General features: G+C 74.6%; 15 protein-coding genes. 12 read left to right on the top strand and 3 right to left on the bottom strand.

Going from position 1 to position 24,027, the window contains the following annotated elements:
* Window positions 1–313 precede the first annotated feature (313 nt).
* Entirely contained in the window at window positions 314–3,586 is a 3,273-nt protein-coding gene (locus ACIF9R_RS16690; RefSeq protein WP_399980412.1) for an FtsK/SpoIIIE domain-containing protein, read from the top strand.
* 138 nt (window positions 3,587–3,724) lie between these two features.
* Here ACIF9R_RS16690 and ACIF9R_RS16685 read toward each other — a convergent pair whose 3' ends face one another.
* On the bottom strand, window positions 3,725–4,339 hold the full coding sequence (locus ACIF9R_RS16685; protein WP_399980096.1) for a hypothetical protein: 615 nt from the start codon (window positions 4,337–4,339) through the stop codon (window positions 3,725–3,727).
* Between the two features lie 223 nt (window positions 4,340–4,562).
* Here ACIF9R_RS16685 and ACIF9R_RS16680 point away from each other — a divergent pair, with 223 nt between their 5' ends.
* From ACIF9R_RS16680 to ACIF9R_RS16645, 8 genes are all read left to right on the top strand, one after another.
* Window positions 4,563–5,981, top strand: a complete 1,419-nt coding sequence (locus ACIF9R_RS16680; protein ID WP_399980409.1) for an ABC transporter substrate-binding protein — start codon at window positions 4,563–4,565, stop codon at window positions 5,979–5,981.
* Window positions 5,982–5,987: 6 nt separating this feature from the next.
* The gene (locus ACIF9R_RS16675; RefSeq protein WP_399980093.1) at window positions 5,988–7,337 is read left to right on the top strand and encodes a carbohydrate ABC transporter permease; all 1,350 of its coding nucleotides are present in this window, start codon (window positions 5,988–5,990) and stop codon (window positions 7,335–7,337) included.
* Window positions 7,334–8,233 carry a carbohydrate ABC transporter permease gene (locus ACIF9R_RS16670; RefSeq protein WP_399980091.1) on the top strand — a complete coding sequence of 300 codons (900 nt, stop codon included), beginning with the start codon at window positions 7,334–7,336 and terminating at the stop codon, window positions 8,231–8,233. The genes ACIF9R_RS16675 and ACIF9R_RS16670 overlap by 4 nt, the downstream gene beginning before the upstream one ends.
* Before the next feature lie 147 nt (window positions 8,234–8,380).
* Window positions 8,381–10,633, top strand: a complete 2,253-nt coding sequence (locus tag ACIF9R_RS16665; RefSeq protein WP_399980088.1) for a CDP-glycerol glycerophosphotransferase family protein — start codon at window positions 8,381–8,383, stop codon at window positions 10,631–10,633.
* Window positions 10,634–10,830: 197 nt separating this feature from the next.
* Window positions 10,831–13,050, top strand: coding sequence for a CDP-glycerol glycerophosphotransferase family protein (locus ACIF9R_RS16660; protein ID WP_399980085.1), 2,220 nt, complete (start codon window positions 10,831–10,833; stop codon window positions 13,048–13,050).
* Window position 13,051: 1 nt separating this feature from the next.
* A complete protein-coding gene (locus ACIF9R_RS16655) occupies window positions 13,052–15,268 on the top strand; it encodes a CDP-glycerol glycerophosphotransferase family protein (protein ID WP_399980082.1) in 2,217 nt (738 codons plus the stop codon).
* Window positions 15,265–16,530, top strand: coding sequence for a hypothetical protein (locus ACIF9R_RS16650; RefSeq protein WP_399980080.1), 1,266 nt, complete (start codon window positions 15,265–15,267; stop codon window positions 16,528–16,530). Before ACIF9R_RS16655 ends, ACIF9R_RS16650 begins: the two co-directional genes overlap by 4 nt.
* Before the next feature lie 97 nt (window positions 16,531–16,627).
* Window positions 16,628–18,187, top strand: coding sequence for a hypothetical protein (locus ACIF9R_RS16645; protein WP_399980078.1), 1,560 nt, complete (start codon window positions 16,628–16,630; stop codon window positions 18,185–18,187).
* Between the two features lie 439 nt (window positions 18,188–18,626).
* Here the strand turns inward: ACIF9R_RS16645 and ACIF9R_RS16640 are convergent, their stop codons facing one another.
* The gene (locus ACIF9R_RS16640) at window positions 18,627–19,040 is read right to left on the bottom strand and encodes an organic hydroperoxide resistance protein (protein ID WP_399980076.1); all 414 of its coding nucleotides are present in this window, start codon (window positions 19,038–19,040) and stop codon (window positions 18,627–18,629) included.
* Between the two features lie 127 nt (window positions 19,041–19,167).
* On the opposite strand from ACIF9R_RS16640, the gene ACIF9R_RS16635 reads away from it, so the two are divergent.
* The 3 genes from ACIF9R_RS16635 (at window position 19,168) to ACIF9R_RS16625 (ending at window position 22,980) form a co-directional block, all read left to right on the top strand.
* On the top strand, window positions 19,168–19,662 hold the full coding sequence (locus tag ACIF9R_RS16635) for a MarR family winged helix-turn-helix transcriptional regulator (RefSeq protein ID WP_399980074.1): 495 nt from the start codon (window positions 19,168–19,170) through the stop codon (window positions 19,660–19,662).
* A gap of 135 nt (window positions 19,663–19,797) precedes the next feature.
* Window positions 19,798–21,267: a nitronate monooxygenase gene (locus ACIF9R_RS16630; RefSeq protein ID WP_399980071.1), complete on the top strand. Its 1,470-nt coding sequence runs from the start codon at window positions 19,798–19,800 to the stop codon at window positions 21,265–21,267.
* 96 nt (window positions 21,268–21,363) lie between these two features.
* The gene (locus ACIF9R_RS16625; RefSeq protein ID WP_399980068.1) at window positions 21,364–22,980 is read left to right on the top strand and encodes a glycosyltransferase; all 1,617 of its coding nucleotides are present in this window, start codon (window positions 21,364–21,366) and stop codon (window positions 22,978–22,980) included.
* A gap of 359 nt (window positions 22,981–23,339) precedes the next feature.
* Here ACIF9R_RS16625 and ACIF9R_RS16620 read toward each other — a convergent pair whose 3' ends face one another.
* The gene (locus ACIF9R_RS16620; protein WP_399980065.1) at window positions 23,340–23,966 is read right to left on the bottom strand and encodes a TetR/AcrR family transcriptional regulator; all 627 of its coding nucleotides are present in this window, start codon (window positions 23,964–23,966) and stop codon (window positions 23,340–23,342) included.
* Between the last annotated feature and the right edge of the window lie 61 nt (window positions 23,967–24,027).

Here is a 24,027-nt window from a genome sequence, read left to right as displayed (position 1 = left end):
GGACGGCACGGCTCCCGGCAACGGGGCTCGCGGACTGGCGTCCGCCGGACAGGCTCCGGGCAGCGGATCCGCCGACGGTCACGCCCCGGACGGGCAGACCCCCGGCGGGTACGCCACGCGCGGACGGGCCCCGGGCCGACCGGGCGCGGGCGGACCGGGCACCGGCGGGCCAGGCGCGGGCGGACCGGGCACCGGCGGGCCAGGCGCGGGCGGGCCAGGCACCGGCGGACCAGGCACCGGCGGACCAGGCGCGGGCGGACCGGGCGGACCAGGCGCGGGCGGACCGGGCGGACCAGGCGGCGGAGGACCCCGCGTGCCGGAGCAGGGCGGGGCACCCCGGACAGAACAGTGGGGAGGCCCCGCGGGAGGGCGCACGCTGCGGATCGCCGCTCCGGGGGACTCTCTCCGGGTACCCAAGGGGCGCCGTGTGTCGCAGCCGAGGCCGGTCGCGGGCGAGACGCACGCGGACCGCGGAGCGCGCGACGAAGGGCACGGCGCCGGGTCCGGCGGCCCCGCCGACGCCGGGCGCCGGGCCCACGACGCGGCCCACGGCGACTCCCGGGACGAGGCGCCCGCCGCCGCGCCCCGTCAGGGGCATGGGGAACTCCCCGGCGGCACCACACGCGACGGCCGCTACGGCGGACCCGGCGCCGGCCCCGCAGGCGACGCATACGACAGGAGTCCCCGCTCGATCCGCACACCCGGCACGACGCCCGGAGGACTCCCCTCCGGCACCGCGTCCGACGGGCACCACGACGGAACTCCCCACACCCGCTCCACCCCCGCGCCCGGAGAACCCTCCAGTACCACCGACACCGCACACGACGGCCGCTACGGCCGACCTCCCACCCCCGGCACCGCCCACGCGCCCGGCGGACCCACCTCCGGCACCACCGGCGACGTACCCGCCGGGGACCCCCGCCGGACCCGGACACCCGGCGCGGCGCCCGGAGCATTCCGCGCCGGTACCGGACACGACGGGCCGCGTGACGGGCAGCGCTCCGCCCCCACGGCCGGTGGCGCCCCCGGGGACCTGCCCGGCGGTGCCCCGCGCGAGGAGCGCCACGGCGGACCTCCCGCCCCGGCCCCCGGTACCGCTCGCGCGCCCGAGGGCCCCACCGGCCGTACGACGGGCCACGCATACGGCGGGCACGACGACGAAGGCACCGGCCCCGCCCGCGCGGCCGGTGACGCGCGCGACGGGCAGTACCGCGAGGTGTCCCACCCCACCGCATACGGATCCGGCGTCGGCCCCACCGTCCCCGGCTCCCGCAAAGGCACCCCCCTGCGCGGCACCGACCTCCCTGCCTCCCCCAGCGGGCGGAAGCGGGGCGGGATCGGAGCCTGGGCCCGGCGGCTGGCCGGAGGCAGGCCGGAGCGGGACGCGCCGGTGCTCGCGCGGGGTGACCACGACACGGAGCCGGACGGACCCCCGCCCGGGCCGGCCCTCGCCACCCCCGTACAGCCCGAGACCTGGCCGGACCCGGCCGCGGTGCTGCTGACCGCGCTCGGCCCCGGCCCCCGGCTGTGGGAGCGCGGGCCGGGGCATCCCGAAGCGCTCACGGTCCGGCTCGGCACCACCGACCGGACCGCGCCGGACGGCTCGGGCCCGCTGCCCGCCGTACCGGTGACATCGGACCTGCGCGAGGTGGGCACGCTGGGACTGGCCGGTCCCCGCGAGCGTCTCGCCGGGCTGGCCCGCGCGGTGCTGGCCCAGCTCGCCGCGCTGCACTCCCCCGACGCGCTGGAGATCGTCCTGATCGCCGCGGACCACTCCCGTCCCCTGGCGGAGCGCGCCGCGGAGTGGTCCTGGCTGGGCTGGCTGCCGCATGTGCGCCCGGGGCACGGCCAGGACTGCCGGCTGCTGCTCGCACACGACCGCGAACAGGCCACGGCCCGCGCGGACGAGCTGCTGCGCCGGCTGGCGGACCACGATCACGCGGCTGCGGGCGCCCCGCCCGTACCGGCCGACGGTCCGTACAGCGTGGTCGTCGTGGACGGTGATCCCGGCGGCGCCGACGTTCGCGAGGCGGTGGCCCGGCTCGCCCAGGACGGCCCCCGGGCCGGGATCCATGTCGTGTGTCTGGCCGAGACGCCCGCCGCCTCCCCCGCGTCCCCGGTGTCGGAGACGTACGAGGAGGCCTGCGCGGTGGCGCCGGCGTTCCGGCAGTGCGGGGCCGTCGCCCTGCTCAGCGGTGACGTGGCGACCGCGCTGCGGCTGCTGCGGGTGGCCGGAAGCGGCTCGGGGACGCCCCCGGGCCCGGTCGGGCACGGCACTCTCGCCACCGTCGACGCGGTCTCCCCCGCCTGGGCCGAGCGGTTCGCACGGGCACTCGCCCCCCTGCGCACCGACGGCACCGAGGGCGAGCGGCACGCGCGTGTGTCCGCTCCGCTGCCCCCGTCGGCGCGGCTGCTGGACGAGCTGGGCCTGGCCCGCGCCACCCCGGCCTCGCTGATGGCGCGTTGGGCGGACGCGGCCGACGACGCCCAAGCGCTCGGCGGGCGCGTCACCGCCATACTGGGCGCCGGACCGCGCGGCCCGGTCGTCGCCGACCTCGCCGCCGACGGACCGCATCTGCTGATCGAGGGACCGCCCGGCAGCGGCCGTACGGAACTGCTGCGGGCGGTCGTCGCCTCGCTGGCCGCCGCCGAGCGCCCCGACCGGCTGGGCATCGTGCTGGTCGACGGCAGGTGCGGCCCCGCGACGGGCACCGGGCACGGCGAGGGCCTGCGGGTGTGTACGGACGTACCGCATGTCACCACGCATCTGGGATCCAACGATCCGGTGCGGATGCGGGAGTTCGCCCAGTCCCTGAGCGCCGAACTGAAGCGGCGCGCGGAGTTGCTGGGCCGCTCGGACTTCGCGGAGTGGCACACCGGACGCGAGCTGTCGGACCGTATGGTCGCCCAGCGCACGGCCGCCTCCCGCGCGGGAGCGGCGACGGGGACGGGGACAGCGACGGGGACGGGGACGGGCGAGCAGAACGGCGATCTCGACACCCCGCCCAGCTCGACGCTGCGGCTGCGGCCGGGGGCGGGACGGCGCACCACGGAGCCCGCGCCGCCGCCGCTGCCGCGGCTGGTGGTGGTCGTGGACGATCTGGACACGCTGGTGTCCCCCGCGCTCGGCTCGCCGGGGCGGCCCGCCGCCGGGTCGGTGATGCGGGCGCTGGAGGCCGTGGCGCGGGACGGCGAGCGGCTCGGCGTCCATCTGGTGGCGGCGACCGGCCCCTGTGCCCGGACGGCGCAGACCGAGCCGGTGCGGCAGGCGTCGCTGCGCGTCGCCCTCGACCCGCCCGGGCCGGGCGGCGGTCCGGACGACCCGGCGCCGGGCCGTGGCCGGCTGGCCCGCCCGGACGGACGGGAGACGGCGTTCCAGGGCGGCCGGGTGACCGGCCGCATCCCGCGCACGGCGACCCTGCGGCCGACGGTCGTCCCCCTGGAGTGGCACCGCATGGGCGACCCCCCGGCCCGCCGCCAGGTCCGCGAGCTCGGCAACGGCCCGACGGACCTGGCGCTGCTCGCCAGCGCGCTGGAGCGGGCGGCCCGTCAGGTCTCGGCCGCGCAGGTGCCGTCCCTCCTCTGACCGCGGGGAGGCCGGCGGTTCAGTGGCGGCGGCCGGCGGGACCTCCCCGCGAGTGTCCCCCGCGCTCGGCTCGCCGGGGCGCCCCACCGCCGGGTCGGTGATGCGAGCGCTGGAGGCCACCGCGGGGAGGCCGGCGGTTCAGTGGCCTCCCCGGTTCTCCACACAGGGTCCGGTTCCGGGCTGGGGCTCGGCGTAGGCGCCGTGCACCTCGACGATCAGCTCGGTCTTCGTCAGCCGGCCGGACACGCACGCCTCTCCCGTGTGCACGCTGTAGAACCCCTCGGCGATGTAGACCCCGTGCTCCTCCCCGCAGCCGAGACGCGCCAGGGCCGCCGCGATCCGCTCCTCGGCGAAGACGCCGTACGCACCGGCCCCGCCCTCCTCGCGCACCTTCTCCAACTCCGCGCGGACGAGTCCCGCCGAGGCCGTTCCCCAGGCGCGCTGCTCCGGGGTGAGCGACGCCTCCATCCGGTAGGCGTGGTTCTCGGCGTAGTGGGGAGCACCGTCCCAGCTCCGCTCCTGCGGGCGGTCGGCGCTCCCGGCGGAGGAGGGCGCGGAGGGTGACGGGGCCACCGTGGGGGCCTCGGCCGGCCGCGCGCACGCCGGCCGGGAGTCGGGGGACGGCCGGGAGTCGGGGGACGGCCGAGGGCTCTCCGACGGCGCCGCCCGAACGCCGCCCCGCTGTGTCCCGCACGCCGCCGTCAGGGCGAGCGTCAGAAGGGCGACCACGGCGCCCGATCGTCTGATGAGCATGCCCTCAGCATTCCGGCCCGGGGCCGGGGTGTCATGAGTCGGGGTACTCACCCGTGCTGACTGCTGGTCACGACGTGGTCACGATCCCCGACTTGACACGGGACGCGCTCTTGCCACCCCCGGGCCCCGTCGGTAGACCGGAGCGCACGGGACAGCGCTCGAACGTTCGGCGAAGTACAGCGAAGTACGACGGAGTACTACGGAGTACGAAGAACGGGGCATGATGCGCAGGACGAGCAGGTTCATCCGGATACGCAGGTCGCCCGACCACCATGTGACGGCTCCCCGCACCCGCGGCGCCACGAGAGCCGCCGCGGCGCTGGCCGCGGGTGTGCTCGCGGTCTCCCTCACCGCCTGCGGGGGCGACGACGACAGCGGTGACAAGGACAAGGACGACGGGAGTGGCGGCACCGGCACCACCGTCACCCTGCCCCGGCTGGACGGCGAGAGCCTGGAGGTCGCCGCCGTGTGGTCCGGCACCGAACAGGCCAACTTCAAGAAGGTCCTGGCGGAGTTCGAGAAGCGCACCGGCGCGAAGGTGACCTTCGTCCCCGCCCAGGACCCGATCATCAACTTCCTCGGTTCGAAGATCGCGGGCGGGGCCCCGCCCGACGTGGCGCTGCTGCCGCAGCCGGGCGCCATCAAGCAGGCCGTGGAGAAGGGCTGGGCGAAGCCGCTGGGCGCCGAGGCGCAGGCCGAGCTCTCCAAGAACTACGCGCAGGCCTGGCAGGACATCGGCAAGGTCGACGGCAAGCAGTACGGCGTCTACTACAAGGCCGCCAACAAGTCGCTGATCTGGTACAACGCCCAGGTCTTCGAGAACGCCGGCGCGGCCGAACCCAAGACCTGGGACGAACTGCTCACCACCGCGCAGATGGTGTACGACTCCGGGGTCACCCCGTTCTCGGTCGGCGGCGCCGACGGCTGGACGCTGACCGACTGGTTCGAGAACATCTACCTCTCCCAGGCGGGGCCGGAGAAGTACGACCAGCTGGCCAGGCACGAGATCAAGTGGACGGACCCCTCCGTCAAGGAGGCCCTGACCACGCTCGCCGGGGTCTGGGGCAAGAAGGACTATGTGGCGGGCGGCGCGTCCGGCGCGCTGCAGACGGAGTTCCCGGCGTCCGTGACGCAGACCTTCACCGGCGGCGACCAGCCCAAGGCCGGGATGGTGTACGAGGGCGACTTCGTGCAGGTCACCATCGGCGAGACCGACGCGAAGGTGGGCACGGACGCGAAGGTCTTCCCGTTCCCGGCGGTCGGTGACGTCCCGCCCGTGGTGTCCGGCGGCGACGCGGCGGTGATCCTGGAGGACTCGAAGGCGGCGCAGGCACTGGCGACGTTCCTCGCCTCGCCGGACGCGGCGGGTGTCCAGGCGAAGCTGGGCGGTTATCTGTCGCCCAACAAGAACGTGCCGAACTCCGCGTACCCCAACGAGGTGCAGCGGAAGATGGCCAAGGCGCTGATCGACGCCGGTGACGACTTCCGCTTCGACATGTCCGACCAGGCCCCGCAGGCGTTCGGCGGTACGCCCGGCAAGGGCGAGTGGAAGGCGCTGCAGGACTTCCTGAAGAACCCGGGGGACGTCGCGGGGACGCAGGCGCGGCTGGAGGCCGACGCGGCCGCGGCGTACGGGAACTGACCGGCGATGGCGTCGGACACGGCGGCGGGGGCCCCGAGGAAGGCCCCTGCCGCTCCCAGGTCGCGCAAGAGCGTCACCGGCACCCGGAGGACGGTCGCGGCGCTGTTCCTGCTGCCCGCGCTGGTCCTGCTCGGTGCGCTCGTGGTCTACCCGATCGGGTACTCCGTCGTCCGCAGCTTCTACGACCAGTCCGGCGACGGTTTCGCCGGTTTCGACAACTACCACGCGCTGTTCACCGACGACGGCATCCGCACCGCCCTGAAGAACAACGTCATCTGGGTGGTGTTCGCGCCGACGGTCGCGACCGCGCTCGGTCTGGTCTTCGCGGTGCTGACCGAACGGGTGCGCTGGGGCACGGCGTTCAAGCTGGTCGTCTTCATGCCGATGGCGATCTCGATGCTGGCGGCCGGCATCATCTTCCGTCTGGTGTACGACCAGGACCCGGACAAGGGTGTGGCCAACGCGGTGTGGGTCGGGGTGCACGACACCTTCGCCCAGTCGTCGGCGTTCCCGAAGGCGCACCCGGGCCGTGAGTCGCCGCTGGAACCGGCCGGCGGGGGCGCGTTCATCACCAAGGGCACGGTGAGCGCCGGTGACACGGTCACGCTGCCGCTGGTGGGGGTCGCCCCGGAGCAGATGCCGGACGGCGCAAAGCCCGCGGCGGCGGCGAGGCCGGAGGGCGACCGGATCACCGGCACCACCTGGCAGGACTTCACGCGCGGCAAGGGCGTCGGCACGCTGAACCAGGTCGACTCCTCCGAACTGGGCTATGCGGGGATGCGGATCGAGGCCGTCAAGGACGGCCGGGTGGTGGAGACGGCCACGGCGGGCGACGACGGCACGTTCTCCCTGTCGTCGAAGGCCGACGGGGCACAACTCAGGCTGCCCGCCGCCAACTTCGCCGCGCCGTACAACGGGCTCGACTGGCTCGGCCCGTCGCTGGTCACCCCCGCGATCATCGGCTCGTACATCTGGATGTGGGCGGGCTTCGCGATGGTGCTGATCGCGGCCGGGCTCGCGGGCATGCCCCGGGAGCTGCTGGAGGCCGCGCGGGTGGACGGCGCCAACGAGTGGCAGGTGTTCAGACGGGTCACGGTGCCCCTGCTGGCGCCGGTTCTCGCGGTGGTCACCGTCACCCTGATGATCAATGTGCTGAAGGTGTTCGACCTGGTGTTCATCATCGCCCCGGGCTCCGCCCAGGACGACGCCAACGTCCTGGCGCTGGAGCTCTACCGCCAGGGCTTCTCGGCGGACCAGCCGGGCATCGCCAGCGCGATCGCGGTGTTCCTGCTGCTGCTGGTGATCCCGGTGATGTGGTTCAACATACGGCGGCTGCGGCGGGAGGTCCGGCGATGAGTGCCACCGAGGCGGGCACGGCACCCGCCCCCGCTGTCCGGGCCGTGCCGTCGCTGGGTTCGCGGCTCGCCCAGTGGGCCGGCGGCGGTCTGGTGCGGGTGTTCCTGATCGTCGTCGGCCTGTTCTGGCTGGTCCCGACGATCGGGCTGCTGCTGGCCAGTCTGCGCACCCCGCGGGACATGGCCGCCGACGGCTGGTGGACGGTGTTCACCGAGCCCTCCCAGCTCACCTTCGACGCCTACGGGACACTGCTGGAGAACGACGACATCACGGGCTCGCTGCTGAACACGGTGTACATCACCGTTCCGGCGACCGTGCTGGTGGTGCTGATCGGCTCGCTCGCGGGCTACGCCTTCGCCTGGATGGAGTTCCCCGGCCGCGACTGGTGGTTCCTGGCGGTCGTGGGGCTGCTGGTGGTGCCGGTGCAGGTGGCGCTGATCCCGATCGCCGAACTCTTCGGCTCGCTGGGCATCTTCGGCTCCCTCACCGGTGTGGTCCTCTTCCACGTCGGTTTCGGTCTGCCGTTCGCGGTGTTCCTGCTGCGGAACTTCTTCGCGGAGATCCCGAGGGAGCTGCTGGAGGCGGCCCGGCTGGACGGGGCGGGGGAACTGCGGCTGTTCGTCCGGGTCGTGATGCCACTCGCCGGGCCGGCGATCGCCGCGCTCGGCATCTTCCAGTTCCTGTGGGTGTGGAACGACATGCTGATCGCGCTGATCTTCACCGACTCGGGAAACCAGCCGATCACCGTCGCCCTGCAGACGCAGGTACGGCAGTTCGGCAACAACATCGACGTCCTCGCGCCCGGCGCGTTCATCTCGATGGTGATCCCGCTGGTCGTGTTCTTCGCGTTCCAGAGGCAGTTCGTCTCCGGGGTGATGGCGGGAGCCGTCAAGTAGCAGATGATCCGCCAAAGTTGAAGGGGCGGGCCGGTGAGGTCCGCCCCTTCGTGTGACGGACGTCCCCCGGATGCCGCAGGGGGCGTAACCAAGTCGGCCCAGCGGCCGTTGCCGGGCAGAACGCCCGCAGCGACCGTTGGATGCCCCTTGCCCAGGTTCAGTGTCATTGTCCCCGCGTACCAGGTCCAGGCGTATCTGCACGAGTGCCTGGAGTCGGTGCTGTCGCAGTCGTATCCCGATCTCGAACTGATCGCCGTCGACGACTGCTCGCCGGACGCCTGCGGTGCGGTGATCGACGAGTTCGCGGCCCGGGACCCGCGCGTACGGGTGGTGCACCTGCCGGAGAACACCGGCCTCGGGCGGGCGCGCAACGCGGGGATGGAGCGGGCGACCGGCGACTACCTGGTGTTCCTGGACGGCGACGACACCCTCACCCCCGGCGCGCTGCTCGCCCTCGCCGACCGGCTGAAGGAGACCGGTGAACCGGACGTGCTGGTCTACGACTACGCGCGCGTCTACTGGTCGGGCGAGGCCGTGCGCAACCAGGTCGCGGCCGAGCTCACCGAGCGCGGTCCGGCTCCGTTCCGGCTCACCGACCGGCCGGGGCTGCTGAACCTGCTGATGGTGGCCTGGAACAAGGCGTACCGGCGGGACTTCGTCCGGCGCGCGGGCCTGTCGTTCCCGCCCGGCTACTACGAGGACACCCCGTGGACGTACCCGGCCCTGATGACGGCGGAGTCTATCGCCACCCTGGACCGGGTGTGCGTGCACTACCGGCAGCGGCGGTCCGGCTGCATCCTGCGCACCACAAGTGACCGGCACTTCGATGTCTTCGACCAGTACGACCGGGTCTTCGCGTTCCTCGACGGGCGACCCGAACTGGAGCGCTGGCGCCCGGTGCTGTTCCGCCGCATGGTCGATCACCTGGTGACGGTGTACACGCGGCGGGACCGGCTGCCGCGCGGTTCGCGGGCCGCGTTCCTGCGCCGGGCGCGGGCCCACTACCGGCGTCACCGGACACCCGGAGCAGCCGTCCCCGCGCGCACCCGCGTCCACCACACGCTGGTCCGCTTCGGCCTGCGCCGCACCTACCGGACCCTGCGGCTGACGGCCGCCCTGTGCCGCGGGACGGCCCGGCTCACCCGGCGGCTGCCGGGCACCCTGCGCCGCGCCGTCCTGCGCGGGCACTACCGGTTCCAGCGACTGCTCCCGCTGCGCGCCGACCACGCCCTGTTCACCGCCCGGGCGGGCCGCGGCGGCGACCCGGGCGCCCTGGAGGCCGCGGTGCGCGACCTCGCCCCGCACGTGCGCACCGCCTGGGTGGCCGGCCCGGAGCACGCGCACACCCTCGCGCCGGGCACCCGTCTCCTCGTCCCCGGTACGGCCGCCCACTGGACCGCGCTCGCCAGGTCCGCGTATCTGGTGACGGACACCGAGGCCGGGCCCGGCCTGGTCAAGCGCAAGGGCCAGATCCTCGTCCGGACCCAGCCGAGCACCCCCCTCGGGCATGTGGGCCTGGACCTCCAGGAGCGTCCGGCGGCGGCCCGCGGCACCGACTTCGCCCGGCTGCTGGCGGACGTCGACCAGTGGGACTACGTCGTCTCCGCCGACCGTCACTCCACCCTGACCTGGGAGCGGGTGTATCCCGGCCGCTACACCACCCTGGAGTACGGCAGGCCGCGCACCGACCGGTTCCACACGGCGACCGACGCGGACGTCGCCCGGCTGCGGGCGTCGCTGGGCATCCCGCGGGGCTCGGTGGCGATCCTGTACGCGCCGGCCCGCCGCGACCACGTCCGCACTCAGCCCCGGCTGCTCGACCTGGAGCGCGTGGTGCGCCGGCTCGGTCCGCGGTTCGTCGTCCTGGACCGCGGCCCTCACCCGCAGGAAGGGCCGGCCGGGGCCGCCGTGGACCGGGTCCTGGACGTGAGCGGGCATCCGGACCCGGTGTCACTGTGCCTGGCCTCGGACGCCCTGGTCACGGACTTCTCCCCGCTGATGTTCGACTACGCGGTCCTGGACCGGCCGGTCGTGCTGCACGCCGCCGGCCGGGAGGCGTACGAGGCGGTCCACGGGCTCTACCTCGACCCGCGCTCCGTCCCGCCGGGGGCGGTCGCGGGCAGCGAGGACGATCTGATCGACATCTTCGCCTCCGGCCACTGGTGCGGCGCCCGCTCCGCCCGGCTGCGCGCGGCGTTCCGCGACCGCTTCTGTCCGCACGACGACGGCCGGGCCGCCGAACGGGTCGTGCGCCGGGTCCTGCTCGGGGAGACCGCCCTCCCTCCGCTCGTCCCCCTGGACGAGCGTCGCCCGGCCCCGCCGGCCGCCGCCGCGCTCGGCACGCCGTCGCTCGCGTCGCCGCCGCCGCGGCAGCCCGCCGGACTGCTGCCGGACTGCTGACCGTCACCGACGGCGGCCGACCGTCGTTCCCCTCTCGGGAGTTCCCATGCCCCCCGGCCCGTCACGGCCCGCTCCGGCCCGGCCGCCCGCCCGGCGGCCGACGGGGCGGCCCGGCCGGCGCCGCGCACGCCGACGCGGGCGCCACGCCATCCCCCCTACGGAAAGAGCAGCACGTCATCCCCTACGGAGAGAGCAGCATGCCCCGCTTCAGCATCATCGTCCCGTCCCATGGGGTCGCAGGTCGGCTGGGCCAGGCGCTGGACTCGGTCCTCGCCCAGTCCTTCGGTGACTTCGAGCTGATCCCGGTCTGTGACGCGGCCGGGTCCCCGGCGGCCGACGTGGCCGCCCGGCACGCCGAGCGGGACTCCCGGGTGGCTCCCGTGCACGCGCCGCCGGCGCAGGGGCTGGCGGGGGCGCGCAACGCGGGGATGCGGGCGGCGACCGGGACGTATCTGCTGTTCCTCGACGGCGACGACGTCCTGGTCCCGGGCGCGCTGGCCGCGCTGGAGGCGCGCCTGGCGAGGACCGGCGACGTGGACGTGCTGCACTTCGAGCACGAGCGGGTCCCGTGGTGGGAGGGCGAGTCCACCAACCCGGCCGCGCCCCTGCTGGCGCACACCCCGGACGACGCCTTCACCCCCGATCGCGCCCCCCGGCTCACCGGCGTGCGCCTCCCGGCGTGGAGCGCGGCCTGGCGCCGTACGTTCGCCGCCGAGCAGTGCCTGGCGTTCCCCCCGGGGCACTTCACGGACATCGGCTGGGGCGGCCTCGCGATGCTGGGCGCCGAGCGGGTGGCGGTGCTCCGCGCGGTGGTCGTACGGCATCTGGTGCGCCGGCAGGGCAGCAGGCTGAACCTGCCCGGCGCACACCACGCCGACCTGCTGGACCAGACCGACCTGGTGCTCACCCGCGCCGCCGACCTGCAGGTGTCCGCCGACCGGACGCGACCGCTGTTCGAGCAGTTGTTCGCGGTCGTCCTGAAGACGGCCGCGCACCCCCGGCGGCTCCCTTCCGGCCGCCGCGCGTTCTTCCGCCGCGCGAGCGCCCTGTACCGCCGTCACCGCCCGGCCGGCTTCCGGCCCCCGCCCGGCAGCCTGGGGGTGCAGCACCGGCTGCTGGCGGCCGGTGCCTACCCGGCCTTCGCGGCCCTGCGCGGCTCGCGTCGCGCGGCGGCCCGGCTGGCGGCCGCGGTGCCCCGTCCCCAGGGTCTGCGCACCCGGCTGCTGTACCGGATGCAGCTGCGCCGCCCGCTGGACCCGCACCTCGCCGTGTACTGCGCGTACTGGGGCCGCGGCTACGCCTGCAACCCGGCGGCGATCCACCGCGCCGCCCGCACACTCGCCCCGCACATCCGCTCGGTGTTCCTGGTGGAGGCCGACCAGGCGCACACCGTGCCGGAGGACGTCGAGTACGCGGTCATCGGCAGCCGGCGCTACTGGAAGGTGCTGGCCCGCGCCACGTACCTGGTGAACAACGCCAACTTCGCGGAGGGCGTCGTCAAACGCCCCGGCAGCGTCCACCTCCAGACGCAGCACGGCACCCCGCTGAAGACCATGGGCGTCGACCAGTCGACCTACCCGGTGGTGGCGGCCGCCACGGGCAGCTTCACCAAGCTGCTCGGCCGGGTGGACCGCTGGGACTACAACCTGTCCTCCAACCCCCACTCCACCCGCGTGTGGGAGCGCGCCTTCCCCGGCTCCTACGAGCATCTGGAGTACGGCTATCCGCGCAACGACGTGTATCTGACGGCCGGCGCCGACGACGTGGCCCGGATCCGCGCGGAGCTGGGCGTCCCCGAGGGCGCGCGGGCCGTGCTGTACGCGCCCACCCACCGCGACCACCACACCGGCTTCGAGCCCGGCCTCGACCTGGAGGCGTTCTGCGCGGCGGCCGGCGAGGACGTCGTGGTGCTGCTGCGCGCCCACTACTTCTACGACCGGGGCGGGAGCGGGGGCGGCCGGATCAGCCGGGTCAGCCAGGTCATTGATGTATCCGCGCACCGCTCCTCGGAGGACGTGTGCCTGGCCGCCGACGCGCTGATCACCGACTACTCGTCGATCATGTTCGACTACGCCGTCCTGGACCGACCGATCGTCGTGTACGCCGACGACTGGGACGTCTACCGGGAGACCCGCGGCGTCTGCTTCGACCTGATGGCCGGGCCGCCGGGACCGGTCGCGCGGACCCCCGACGAGCTGGCCCGGGTGTTCCGCGACGGCTCGTACGCGGGCGCGGAGTCGGCCGCCCTGCGGGCCCGGTTCCGGGAGCGGTTCTGTGCCTTCGACGACGGGCGGGCCGCCGAACGGGTCGTACGCAGGGTGCTGCTCGGTGAGCCTCCCGAGAGCCTGCCGCCCGTGATCCCGCTCGCGGAGCGTGTCCCCGCCCCCGCGGCCGCCACCACCCCGGTGAGGAGCTGACGTGCCCCGCTTCAGCGTCATCGTCCCCGTCCACAAGGTGCAGGGGTATCTGCACGCCTGTCTCGACTCGGTGCTCGAACAGTCGTACCGCGACATCGAGGTGATCGCGGTCGACGACCGCTCCCCCGACGGCTGCGGGGCGATCCTCGACGCGTACGCGGCCCGTGACGAGCGGGTCCGGGTGCTGCACCTGCCGGAGAACGTGGGTCTGGGGCGGGCCCGCAACGCGGGCCTGCCGCACGCGACGGGTGACTACCTGTTCTTCCTGGACAGCGACGACACCCTCACCCCGGGCGCGCTGCGCGCCCTGGCCGACCGGCTCGACGAGACGGGCGACCCGGACGTGCTGGTCTTCGACTACGCCCGCACCTACTGGTGGGGCGGCACCCGCCGCAACGTCCTGGCCCATGTCCTGGCGGAGAGCGCCGACGGCACCTTCACCGCCGCCGAGCGGCCGGAGATCCTCGATCTGCTGATGGTGGTGTGGAACAAGGTCTACCGCCGCGACTTCGTCGAACGGGAGGGCTTCGGCTTCCCGCCCGGCTACTACGAGGACACGCCCTGGACGTTCCCGGTGCTGCTCAGCGCGGAGCGCGTCGCGACCCTGGACCGGATCTGCCTGTACTACCGGCAGCGCCGCCAGGGCAGCATCCTGTCCACCACCAGCCGCAAGCACTTCGACGTCCACGAGCAGTACGCGCGGGTGTTCCGGTTCCTCGACGCCCGCCCGGCACTGGCGCACTGGCGGCCCCTCCTGCACACCAAGATGGGCGAGCACTGTCTCGACATCCTCTCCAAGCCGGACCGGCTGCCGCCGTCCGACAAGGGCGAGTTCTTCCGCCGTACGGCCGAGATGTTCCGGGCGCACCGGCCGGAGGGCGCCCGGGTCCCCGCCGAGCTGCGGGTGCTGGAGGGCGGCTACGCCGGCTACGTACTGCGGCGCCGGGCGGAGCGGGCCGGCCGGGAGCTGGGGCGGCGGGCCGGTCAGGCGCGCGCGGCGACGGCGGCGCGGGCCCGGGCGGCCCGGTCCTCGTTGCGCCGCCCCCTGGACCCGGAGCTCGCCGTGTACTCGGCGTTCTCGCACCGGGGCGTGCTCGGCGACCCGGCGGCGATCCACCGCGCGGCGCGTGACATCGCCCCGCACATCAGGGGCGTCTGGGTGCTGGCCGACGAGGAGCGGGCGGCCGGGCTGCCACCGGACACCGAGTACGTGCTGCCGGACTCCCCCGGTTACCGCAGGGTGACCGAGCGGGCCACGTACTTCGTCAACAACGTCAACTGGTCGGGTGCGCTGGTGAAACGTCCGGGAAGCGTGCACATCCACACCCATCAGGGCACCCCGCTGAAGTTCATGGGCGCCGATCTGCTGGACAGGCCCGGCGCCCGGCTCGGCCTGGACGTACCGCAGATGCTGCGCCGGGCCGACCGCTGGGACCACAGCCTGGTTGCCAACCGGCACTCCGAGCTGGTGTGGGAGCGGGCGTATCCCTGCCACTTCGCCTCGCTGCGCAGCGGCAGCCCGCGCAACGACGTCCTGGTCCGGGCGGGCCGGGACAGCGGCCGGGAGGTCCGGGCGCGGCTCGGGATCCCCGAGGGCGACACGGTGGTGCTGTACGCGCCGACCCGCCGCGACTACCGCAGGGACGGGCTGGTGGAGCGGATCGACCCGGCCCGGTTCGCCGCCGACCTGGGCGAGGGGCGCACCCTCGTGGTCCGGCTGCACCCCTCGCTCGCCGACGGCCCTGCGCGCGGTCTCGGTCTCACGGAGCTGCACCGGCGGGGCGTGCTCGTCGACGCCACGGACGAGCCGGAGGCGCAGGACGTGCTGCTCGCCGCCGACGTCCTGGTCACCGACTATTCGGCCCTGATGTTCGACTACGCCAACCTGGACCGGCCGATCGTGATCCACGCCGACGACTGGGACGTCTTCCGGGCCAGCCGCGGCGCCTATGTGGACATCACCGCCGAGGCGCCGGGCCATGTGGCGCGCTCGTACCGGGAGCTTGCATGGCTGTTCGACTCCGGTACCTGGCAGGACGAGGAGGCGGCGCGGCTGCGGTCCGCCTTCCGGGAGCGGTACTGCGAGTTCGACGACGGCCTGGCCGCCGAACGGGTGGTGCGCGCCCTGATGCTGGACGAGCCGATGCCGGACCGGTCCCCGTCCCCGTCCCGGGTGCCCGTCCAGACCGGCCGGCGTGACCAGTTGAACGCGTCGTGAGGCCGCGCACCTGGGTGCTGCTCCTGACCGTGGTCTTCGCGCTGCTGCAACTCGCGAACGTGTCCGGGCGGGACACCCCCGACAGCAAGAACTACCTGTCGTACGCGCTGAGTCTGGGCGGCGCCGGCAAGCGGGAGGCCGCGGCCGTCACCATCGACCACTACTGCGCGGGCCGGGCGTCGATGGCGCACCGCAGGCAGAACGTGGACGTGGTGCGCTTCCACGCCCCGGACCCCGCGCCCCGGGTGCTGCGGGAGTGCCGGGAGGAGGAGTGGCGGGCGGTCGAGGCGCGGCTGGCGGCCGGTGGGGCCGGCGGGCACACCGTGCCGTTCATGTCCGAGCGGTTCATGCGGATCTTCGAGGTACGTCCCGGCTATCCGGTGTTCCTGGTGCCGTTCGTCGGCCTGTTCGGTGCGACCTGGGGTCTGTGGGCGGCGGGTGTGGTCGTCACCTGCGTGGGCGGGGTGCTGGCCTTCCTGGTGCTGCGTGCCCTGTCGGTGCCGGTACCGCTCGCGCTCACCGGGCAGGCGCTGTTCCTGGTCCTGCCGTGCGGGACGACGGCGATGCGCCCGATGGCCGAAGGGCTGCTGCTGGCCCTCACCCTGGCCGCGCTGTGGGGATGTGCGCTGGTGCTGGAGGGGAGCAGGACGCGGGCGGGCACGGCGCTCGTGTGCGCCGCGCTGCTCGCGCTGTTCACCGTGAAGCACTCGCAGGCGCTGTTCCTCGGACTGTGCCTGGCGGGCGCGGGCGCGGCGGTCGCGGTCCGGCGCCGGTGGCGGGGGCTGCCTCCGGGGCGCGGTGTGGTGGCGCTCGCCGGGGCGGGGTGCGTGGGGGCACTGGGCACGCTGCTGCTGGCCCGGCTGCTGGAGTATCCGTCGGTGTCGGAGAGCGTGCAGGACCTGCTGACCGATCACTTCGCCCGTCCGGACCGGGAGCGTCCCTGGGCGGAGTTCTTCCAGCTCCAGGGGAACTTCTGGATGGAGTGGCTGCGGCGGCAGCTGTGGGAGCCGCTGTTCGTGGCGGCGGTGGCGGCCGGTGTGCTGGGCGCGCGGCGGCGACCGGCGTTCGGTGCCTTCCTGGTCGCCGCGGCCGTGACCGGGTTCCTCAACCAGGCCGGGCATCCGGACATCAACATCTGGGGCGAGCGGCTGATCACGCTGGCCTGGCTGCTGCCGGTGCTGGGGGTGCCGCTGCTGCTGGAGCCGGTGGTGCGGCGGGTGGTGGTGCCGGCGCAGGGGGCGCCGGCGGAGCCGGTCCACTGACCACCGGATCACTCGAAGAGGTGACATGCGGTCATGCCCGTGATCTCTCCGGGAACATACGGCAGATGTCTCGCATGCCCTCGTTCCCCGTCACCCGATGAGCGCCGGAGTCCTCGTACGGCGGACCGTGGACGGTGCCACGGCGCTGCGCGGCGGCGGGGCCTGGCGTCCCACGCCGTACCAGCTCTTCGGCTTCCTGTTCTGGCTGGTGATGTCGCTGGCGTACTGGGCGGTGCCGCTGTGCTGCGACGCCGGGCAGCACGCGGCGGTCGTCGAACGCCTCGAGGACGATCTGCTGCGTCCCCGGCATCCGATGGCGGACCTGCCGGGGGCGGGCAGCCCGTACTACTCGCCGTTCGCCCTGGCGCAGGGCGTGGCCGCCCGGCTGACCGGTCTGGGCGGCTGGGAGGTGCTCAGGCTCACCGGGCCGCTGAACCTGCTGGTGCTGCTCACCGGGATCGGCCGTTTCGTGCGGGTGCTGACCCCGCGCCCGTGGGCGCCGGTGCTGGCGCTCGCCGCGATGACGCTGCTGTGGGGGGTGGAGCGGGCCTGGTGGAGCGGCTATCTGAACCTGATGTCGATGACCGGCAACCTCGCCTACCCGTCGGCGTTCGCGATCGGACTGGCCTTCTGGGCGTGGGCGCTGACGGGGGCCCGGGCCCGGGACTCGGGGGTGGTGCGGTTCGTGGGGCCGGGCGGGCTGCGCCCGGTGGCGGGGTACGTGGCACTGGGCGCGCTGTACGCGCTGATCCTGCTCGTCCATCCGATCACGGCGGTGGCCGCGGCGGTGGGGGCGGTGGCACTGGTCGCCGGGTGGCAGCGCGGCTGGTCCGCGGCGCTCGCCGGGCGGTGGGCGCTGACGGGTGCGGTGGCGCTGCTGGTGGCCGCCTGCTGGCCGTACTTCGACGTCCTCGCGCTGGCCGGGGACGGCAGCGTGGACGCGATGCACCGGCGGCTCTACCTGGATCTCGCCGGGCAGTTCGGGCTGGCGCTGCTCGGGCTGCCGGTGCTGTGGCTGCGGGCGCGGCGCACCTCGTGGCGCGACCCGCTGGTGCTGATGTTCGTACTGGACTGCGTGGTGGTGGCGTACGGGTGGGTCAGCGGCCACTACACCTACGGCAGGATCCTCGGGCTCACGCTGGTGCCGTTGCAGTTCGCGCTCGCGGTGGAGCTGGCGGCGCCCCGGCCGTGGCCGGTGTGGCGGCGGCTGCTGGGCGGGGCGGCGGCCGCGGGGGCCTGCGCCGGATTCCTGACGGTGCACGCCGGGGCGGTGGTGCCGCCCGCGGTGGATCCGGTCGGCTTCGAGCGGCCGCCCGACTGGCCGTCGTACGACTGGGCCGCGCGGTACATCGGTCCGGGCGAGGTGGTGATCGTGGACGGCTATCACGCGGTCCACGCGATCGCCGGGTACGGGCCGAACCTCGCGGCGCCCGCCTGGCCGGACGCCGCGCTGGACGAACGGGAGCGGCTGCGGCGGGCGGAGGACGTGCGCGCCTACCTGGACCCCGCTTCGACCCGCGCCGAGCGGGCCGCGGTCGTCCGCCGGTACCACGCGCGCTGGCTGCTGCTGACGCCCTGGCAGCGGGTGCCCGAGGAGGCGGTGGTGGTGGCGTGGAGCCGGCGGACGGGGGAGGTGCTGGCGCGGGTCGGGGGGTGAACGGCGGGCCGACGCCCACCGCGCCCGCCCGCGGTGACACGGGGCGGGACCGCGCGCGGTGATGTCCGCCCCTGCGCGGCGGCACGGGCACGGGGAGGGACTGGCCGTGCAACCGGCCGGAACGACTCGCGGGGGCGTATGCGGCGACCACCGCGGTGACACCGGGCGGGTCCCCTCGCGGTGGCGTCCGCCAGGACCGCTGTCGTGGCGCCCGCCGAAGAACTCGCGGGGGCGTATGCGGCGACCACCGCGGTGACACCGGGCGGGACCCCTCGCGGTGGCGTCCGCCAGGACCGCGGTCGTGGCGCCCGCCGAAGAACTCGCGGGGGCGTATGCGGCGACCACCGCGGTGACACCGGGCGGGTCCCCTCGCGGTGGCGTCCGCCGGGACCGCGGTCGTGGCGCCCGCCGGAGGGACGCGCGGTGGCGCCCGACGGGACTACTCGATGACGAGGTCGACCGGGATGTTGCCGCGGGTGGCGTGGGAGTAGGGGCAGACCTGGTGGGCCTGCTCGACCAGCTTGCGGCCGGTCGCCTCCTCGATGCCCTCGGGCAGCTCGACGCGCAGCGTCACCGCGAGCGCGAAGCCCTCGCCCTGCTTGCCGAGGACGACCTCGGCGGTCACCGCGGCCTCGCTGACGTCGACCTTCGCCGCGCGGCCGACCACGCCGAGGGCGCTGCCGAAGCAGGCCGCGTATCCGGCGGCGAACAACTGCTCGGGGTTGGTGCCCTGGCCGTTGCCGCCGAGCTCCACGGGGGCGCTCAGGCCGAGGTCCAGCTTCCCGTCGGACGTGACGGCGCGGCCGTCACGGCCGTGGGTGGCGGTGGCGACGGCGGTGTAGAGCGCGTCCATGGAAAACCCTCTCTCGAGTGCTGAGCCGGCCGGGTCCGTGGTGGGTTCCGGCCGCCTGACGACCTCAAGTAGAGCACACAATTCAATTGCACGCAATCAAATGGGCCGCAAGGGCTACCCTGGACCCATGACAGCCCATCCGAGCCCACCCGCGACGACCCCGCTGCCGGGCGCCGCGGACGACTGGCTCCGCCTCGACCGGCAGATCTGCTTCAGCCTGCACGCCGCCTCCCGCGCCTTCAACGGCGTCTACCGGGTGGTACTGAAGGATCTCGGCCTCACCTATCCGCAGTACCTGGTCATGCTGGTGCTGTGGGAGCACGGCACGCTGCCCGTGAAGAAGCTCGGCGAGCATCTGCGCCTGGACTCCGGCACGCTGTCCCCGCTGCTCAAGCGGCTGGAGACGGCCGGCCTGGTGCGCCGGGAGCGCAGTGCGCGCGACGAGCGGTCGGTGGAGATCCGGCCCACCGAGGAGGGCGCCGCACTGCGGGAGCGGGCCGTGGAGGTGCCGCGCCGGATCCTCGCCGCGACCGGCTTCGAGGCCGACGAAATCCGCTCCCTGAGCGCCCGCCTCCACGAACTGACCGCGGCCCTGGACAAGGCGGCGGCCGAAGGAGCGTAAACGTCCGGCCCCTCGCTTCAACTTACGGAGGCGTAGGTTACGATGCCGTAGCTTACGGAACCGTAAGTTTGGGATACGCCGGCACGGGCCGGGGTTCGCTCCCCGGTCCGGCCGTCATGTATATGCGAGGACCGCATGAACGAAACCCGGGCGGCGGCCGGACTGCCGTGGCTGATCCAAGGCGGGATGGGTGTGGGGGTGTCCGGCTGGCGGCTCGCCCGGGCCGTCGCGCGCACCGGACAGCTGGGGGTCGTCTCCGGCACCGCTCTCGACACCGTGCTGATCCGGGTGCTCCAGAGCGGCGACCCGGGCGGCCACCTCCGGCGGGCGCTGGCCGCCTTCCCCGTGCCGGAACTCGCCGACGCGCTGCGGGAGCGCTACTTCGTCGAGGGCGGGATCGGACCCGATGAGCGCTTCGCGGCCACGCCGATGATGACCGCCGACGAGACATGCCCCTCCCGGCCGTTGACCGTGGTCGCCAACTTCTGCGAGGTGTGGCTCGCCAAGGAGGGCCACGACGGACCGGTCGGCGTCAACTACCTGGAGAAAGTGCAGCCCGCCACCGCCCCGGCCATGTTCGGCGCGATCCTGGCGGGCGTCGACTACGTCCTGGTCGGCGCCGGCATCCCCGCGCAGATCCCCGGGATCGCCGACGGCCTCGCCCGGTCGGAGCCGGTCACCGTACGGGTGGACGTGGCGGGTGACGAGCAGCCCCACGAGCTGCGCTTCGACCCCGCCTCGGTGCTGCGCGGGGCGCGGCCGGGTCACGCCGGCCACCTGCGCCGCCCGCGCGTCCTGGCCATCGTCTCGCTGCCGGCGCTGGCCTCGTATCTGAACCGCGACGAGGAGACCCGGCCGGACGGATTCGTCGTCGAGGGCCACCGCGCGGGCGGTCACAGCGCCCCACCGCGCGGACCGCTGAGCCTGGACGAGTCCGGCGACCCCGTCTACGGCCCCCGGGACACCCCGGACTACGCGAAGATGGCCCGCCTCGGACTGCCGTTCTGGATCGCCGGCGGCCAGTGCGGACCGCGACAGCTGCGCGAGGCCAGGGCGGCGGGGGCGGCCGGTGTCCAGCTCGGCAGTGTCTTCGCGCTCTGCGAGGAGTCCGGCATGGACGCCGGGCTGCGGCGGCGGCTGATCGAGCACGAGCTGACGGGCGCACTGGTGGTGCGCAACGACCCGGCGGCCTCCCCGACCAGCTTCCCGTTCAAGGTCGCCGACCTGCCCGGCACGCTGGCCGACCCCGAGATCGGTGCCGCCCGCGCCCGGGTCTGCGATCTCGGCTATCTGCGGACGCCCTACCGCACTCCCCAGGGCACCCTCGGCTACCGCTGCCCCGCGGAGCCGCAGGTGGCATACGTCCGCAAGGGCGGGGAGGCCGGGCGGACCGAGGGGCGGCACTGCCTGTGCAACGGGCTGCTGGCCGCCATCGGGCTCGGGCAGCGCCGCCCCCGGGGCGTGGTGGAGCCGCCCGTCGTCACCATCGGCCAGGACCTGGGCTTCCTGCGGGATCTCGCCCCCGACGGGGGCCCGTACAGCGCCGAGGCCGTGGTGCGGTGGCTGCGCGCGGGAGTGGACGAGGCGGTGGCCTCGCCCGTATGAGCGGAGGCCCTGTGGTCCTGCGCAGGACCACAGGGCCGGGCCAGGGTATGAAGGGGTGCAGGAACGACAAACAGCTCATAGCACCGCAAGGACGCCATGCGCCCCCATCGCCCCGACCGCCCCGACCGCCCCCAGGTCTCCGTCGTCGTCATCGGCCACGACGACGCCGTCCATGTGCCCGACGCCGTGCGCTCGGCGCTCGCGCAGGGCCCCGCCGTGCGCGAGGTCGTCGCCGTGGACGACTGCTCGACGGACGGCAGCGCGGACCTCCTGGACCGGCTGGCCGCCGGCGAGCCCCGGCTGCGGGTGATCCGGCTCCCCGTCAACAGCGGCGGCTGCGGCACCCCGCGCAACACCGGCCTGGACGCGGTGACCGCGCCCCATGTGATGTTCCTGGACAGCGACGACCTCCTGCCGCCCGGCGCGGTCGACGCCCTGCTCACGGCGGCGACCGGGGCGGACGCGCAGGTCGCGGGCGGCCTGTGCGTACGCCGTGAGCTGCCGTCCGGCCGCGAGGTGCCGTGGGAACCCGGCCTGTACGCCTCGCCCGCGGTCCTCTCCCACCCGGCGCGCCACCCGCGCCTGGTCCACGACACGCTGTGCGTCAACAAGCTCTACGCCACGGCCTTCCTGCGCGAACACGGCATCCGCTTCCCCGAAGGCCGGTTCCGCTACGAGGACATCGTGTTCACCGCGCGGGTGTGGGCGGCGGCGCCGCGCGTCGCCCTGGTCCCCGACCGGGTGTACATCTGGCACGTCCGCCGGTCCGCGCGGCAGCTGTCGATCTCCCTGGACCGTGCGGGCATCGACAACTGGCGCTCCCGCACCCACGCCTGCCGCACCGCCCACGGGATCCTGCTGGACGCCGGGGAGAAGCTGCTGGCGCGCCGGGCACGGGCCAAGTTCCTCGACCGCGAGCTGCGCATGTACGCGCGTGAGCTGCCGTTGCACGACGAGGAGTACCGGCGGCAGTGGTGGGCGCACACCCGGGCGTTCCTCACGGACTACGACGCCGCCGACCGGGCCCGCGACCCGGCGGCCCCGGGGCCGCTGATCGCGCGGGTCGTCCTGGCCTCCCCCGAGCCGCGCGACCTGCCCCGCCTGCAGGAGCTGGCGGCCCGGCCGGCCCGGCTCCTCCCGCCGTACGCCCGCGCGGCGGACGGCACGCCGTGCTGGTCGGACGACCTGCCCGAGGTCACCCTGGAGGCCCTGCAGGACCTCCCCGCACCCCTGCTCCCGCTCACCGTGGACGCGGAACTGCGCCCCCACGCCCGCCGCCTGCGGCTGCGCCTGCACGAGCTGTACGGCGCGGTGGCGCGGGCGGGTCCGGCGGAGGTGGAGCTGGAGTGGCGCCACCGGGACCGGAACGGGGTGGTGGCGCGCCGTACGGTGCCGCTGGGGGCCTCCTCCGCCGAAGGCACCTGGATCGCGGAGACACCCGTACGTCCGGACTGGCTGGCCGCTCTCGCCACGGGCACCTGGGACCTCCGTCTGCGACTGCGCTTCCGGGACGGCTCGACCCGCCGCGCCACGGCCCACGCCCTCGCGGGCCCGGGCCTGCTGCGCCGCGGCGCGCTGCCGAGCGTCCGGCACGGCGTGGTCCTGGTGCGCCCGTACGCCACCCACTCCGGCTCTCTCGCCCTCCGCGTGGCGACCGGCGTCCACGGCATCGTCCCCGTACTGCGCGACCGCCTGGGGCGCCTGAGGCACTGAGCCCCGCCGCCGGTGTCCCCCGGGCACGCCTCTGGGGACGTGACCGGCCCGGGGACCGCGTGCACCGCCCGGCTACCGCCCCGCCGAGGGCCGGATCACCTGCTTCCGGCCCTCGGCGGGGCGTGGGAGCAGTCCTTCGGGGCCTTCGCCCCGGGCACTCGCACCGTGTCCCTCGGCGGGAACGAGGCAGGGGCATGAGCGACGGTACGGCTTTCCGTACGGCGTACGACGTGGTCCCGCGGCACCGGCCCGTCGAGGCCGGCGGCACCGACGTGCCGACGCCCTACGGCAGCACCCCGGTGAACGTCTGCGGCACCGAGGCACCCCGCCGTAGGCGGACACGGCGGCCCCGGCGGGCGTCAGAGCGCCTTCAGCGCCGCGGTCGTCGCCCTCGCCAGGGCGGCCAGGTAACCCTTCGGGAGCTTGGGGCTGCGGATGACGACCGAGCGCCAGTACAGCGGGCCCGAGATGAGGTCGAGGGCGAGGGCGTGGTCGGTGCCGGGGCGGAGTTCGCCACGCGCCTCCGCCGCGGTGACGATGCCCTTGGCCACCCCGTCCTGGCCTTCGCGCAGGGCCTTCTGCAGCGCCTCGGCGATGTCGGGGTTGCGGGCCGCCTCGGCCTGGAGGTCGGGGAGGATCTGCGAGGCGACGGGGTGGCGCAGGGCGCGGGAGCTCACCTCGTACAACAGCCGCAGGTCGCTCTCCAGGGTGCCGGTGTCCGGCGCGGGCAGGCCCTGGACGGCGATCGCGGACACCAGGTCGAGGACCAGGTGCAGTTTGGAGCGCCAGCGGCGGTACACCGCCGTCTTGCCGACGCCCGCGCGGCGCGCGATCCCCTCGATCGACATCCGCGCGTAGCCGACGGCGGCGAGCTCCTCGAAGACGGCCGCCCGGATCGCCTCCGTGACGTCCTCCCGCAGTACGGCGGCCCCGGCGGGCGTCCGGCGGCGCGGACGCGGCTGCGGCTCGTCGGCGTTCGTCGTCATGCGGCCAGCATAGGCCGCCACCGTAGCGACGATACGGTTGCGTTCCGACGTATATTCGACC

The sequence above is a fragment of the Streptomyces sp. NPDC086080 genome, assembly GCF_044540255.1.
Lineage (GTDB): Bacteria > Actinomycetota > Actinomycetes > Streptomycetales > Streptomycetaceae > Streptomyces.
Note: the sequence above shows the minus strand (reverse complement) of the source record. Positions and strands in the feature narration are given on the sequence as shown.

What these genes read in the sequence shown, in the direction of transcription:
- ACIF9R_RS16685 (WP_399980096.1), bottom strand. Translation starts at nt 4,339, where the DNA reads ATGCTCATCAGACGATCGGGCGCCGTGGTCGCCCTTCTGACGCTCGCC.
- ACIF9R_RS16680 (WP_399980409.1), top strand. Translation starts at nt 4,563, where the DNA reads ATGCGCAGGACGAGCAGGTTCATCCGGATACGCAGGTCGCCCGACCAC.
- ACIF9R_RS16675 (WP_399980093.1), top strand. Translation starts at nt 5,988, where the DNA reads ATGGCGTCGGACACGGCGGCGGGGGCCCCGAGGAAGGCCCCTGCCGCT.
- ACIF9R_RS16670 (WP_399980091.1), top strand. Translation starts at nt 7,334, where the DNA reads ATGAGTGCCACCGAGGCGGGCACGGCACCCGCCCCCGCTGTCCGGGCC.
- ACIF9R_RS16660 (WP_399980085.1), top strand. Translation starts at nt 10,831, where the DNA reads ATGCCCCGCTTCAGCATCATCGTCCCGTCCCATGGGGTCGCAGGTCGG.
- ACIF9R_RS16645 (WP_399980078.1), top strand. Translation starts at nt 16,628, where the DNA reads ATGAGCGCCGGAGTCCTCGTACGGCGGACCGTGGACGGTGCCACGGCG.
- ACIF9R_RS16640 (WP_399980076.1), bottom strand. Translation starts at nt 19,040, where the DNA reads ATGGACGCGCTCTACACCGCCGTCGCCACCGCCACCCACGGCCGTGAC.
- ACIF9R_RS16635 (WP_399980074.1), top strand. Translation starts at nt 19,168, where the DNA reads ATGACAGCCCATCCGAGCCCACCCGCGACGACCCCGCTGCCGGGCGCC.
- ACIF9R_RS16630 (WP_399980071.1), top strand. Translation starts at nt 19,798, where the DNA reads ATGAACGAAACCCGGGCGGCGGCCGGACTGCCGTGGCTGATCCAAGGC.
- ACIF9R_RS16625 (WP_399980068.1), top strand. Translation starts at nt 21,364, where the DNA reads ATGCGCCCCCATCGCCCCGACCGCCCCGACCGCCCCCAGGTCTCCGTC.
- ACIF9R_RS16620 (WP_399980065.1), bottom strand. Translation starts at nt 23,966, where the DNA reads ATGACGACGAACGCCGACGAGCCGCAGCCGCGTCCGCGCCGCCGGACG.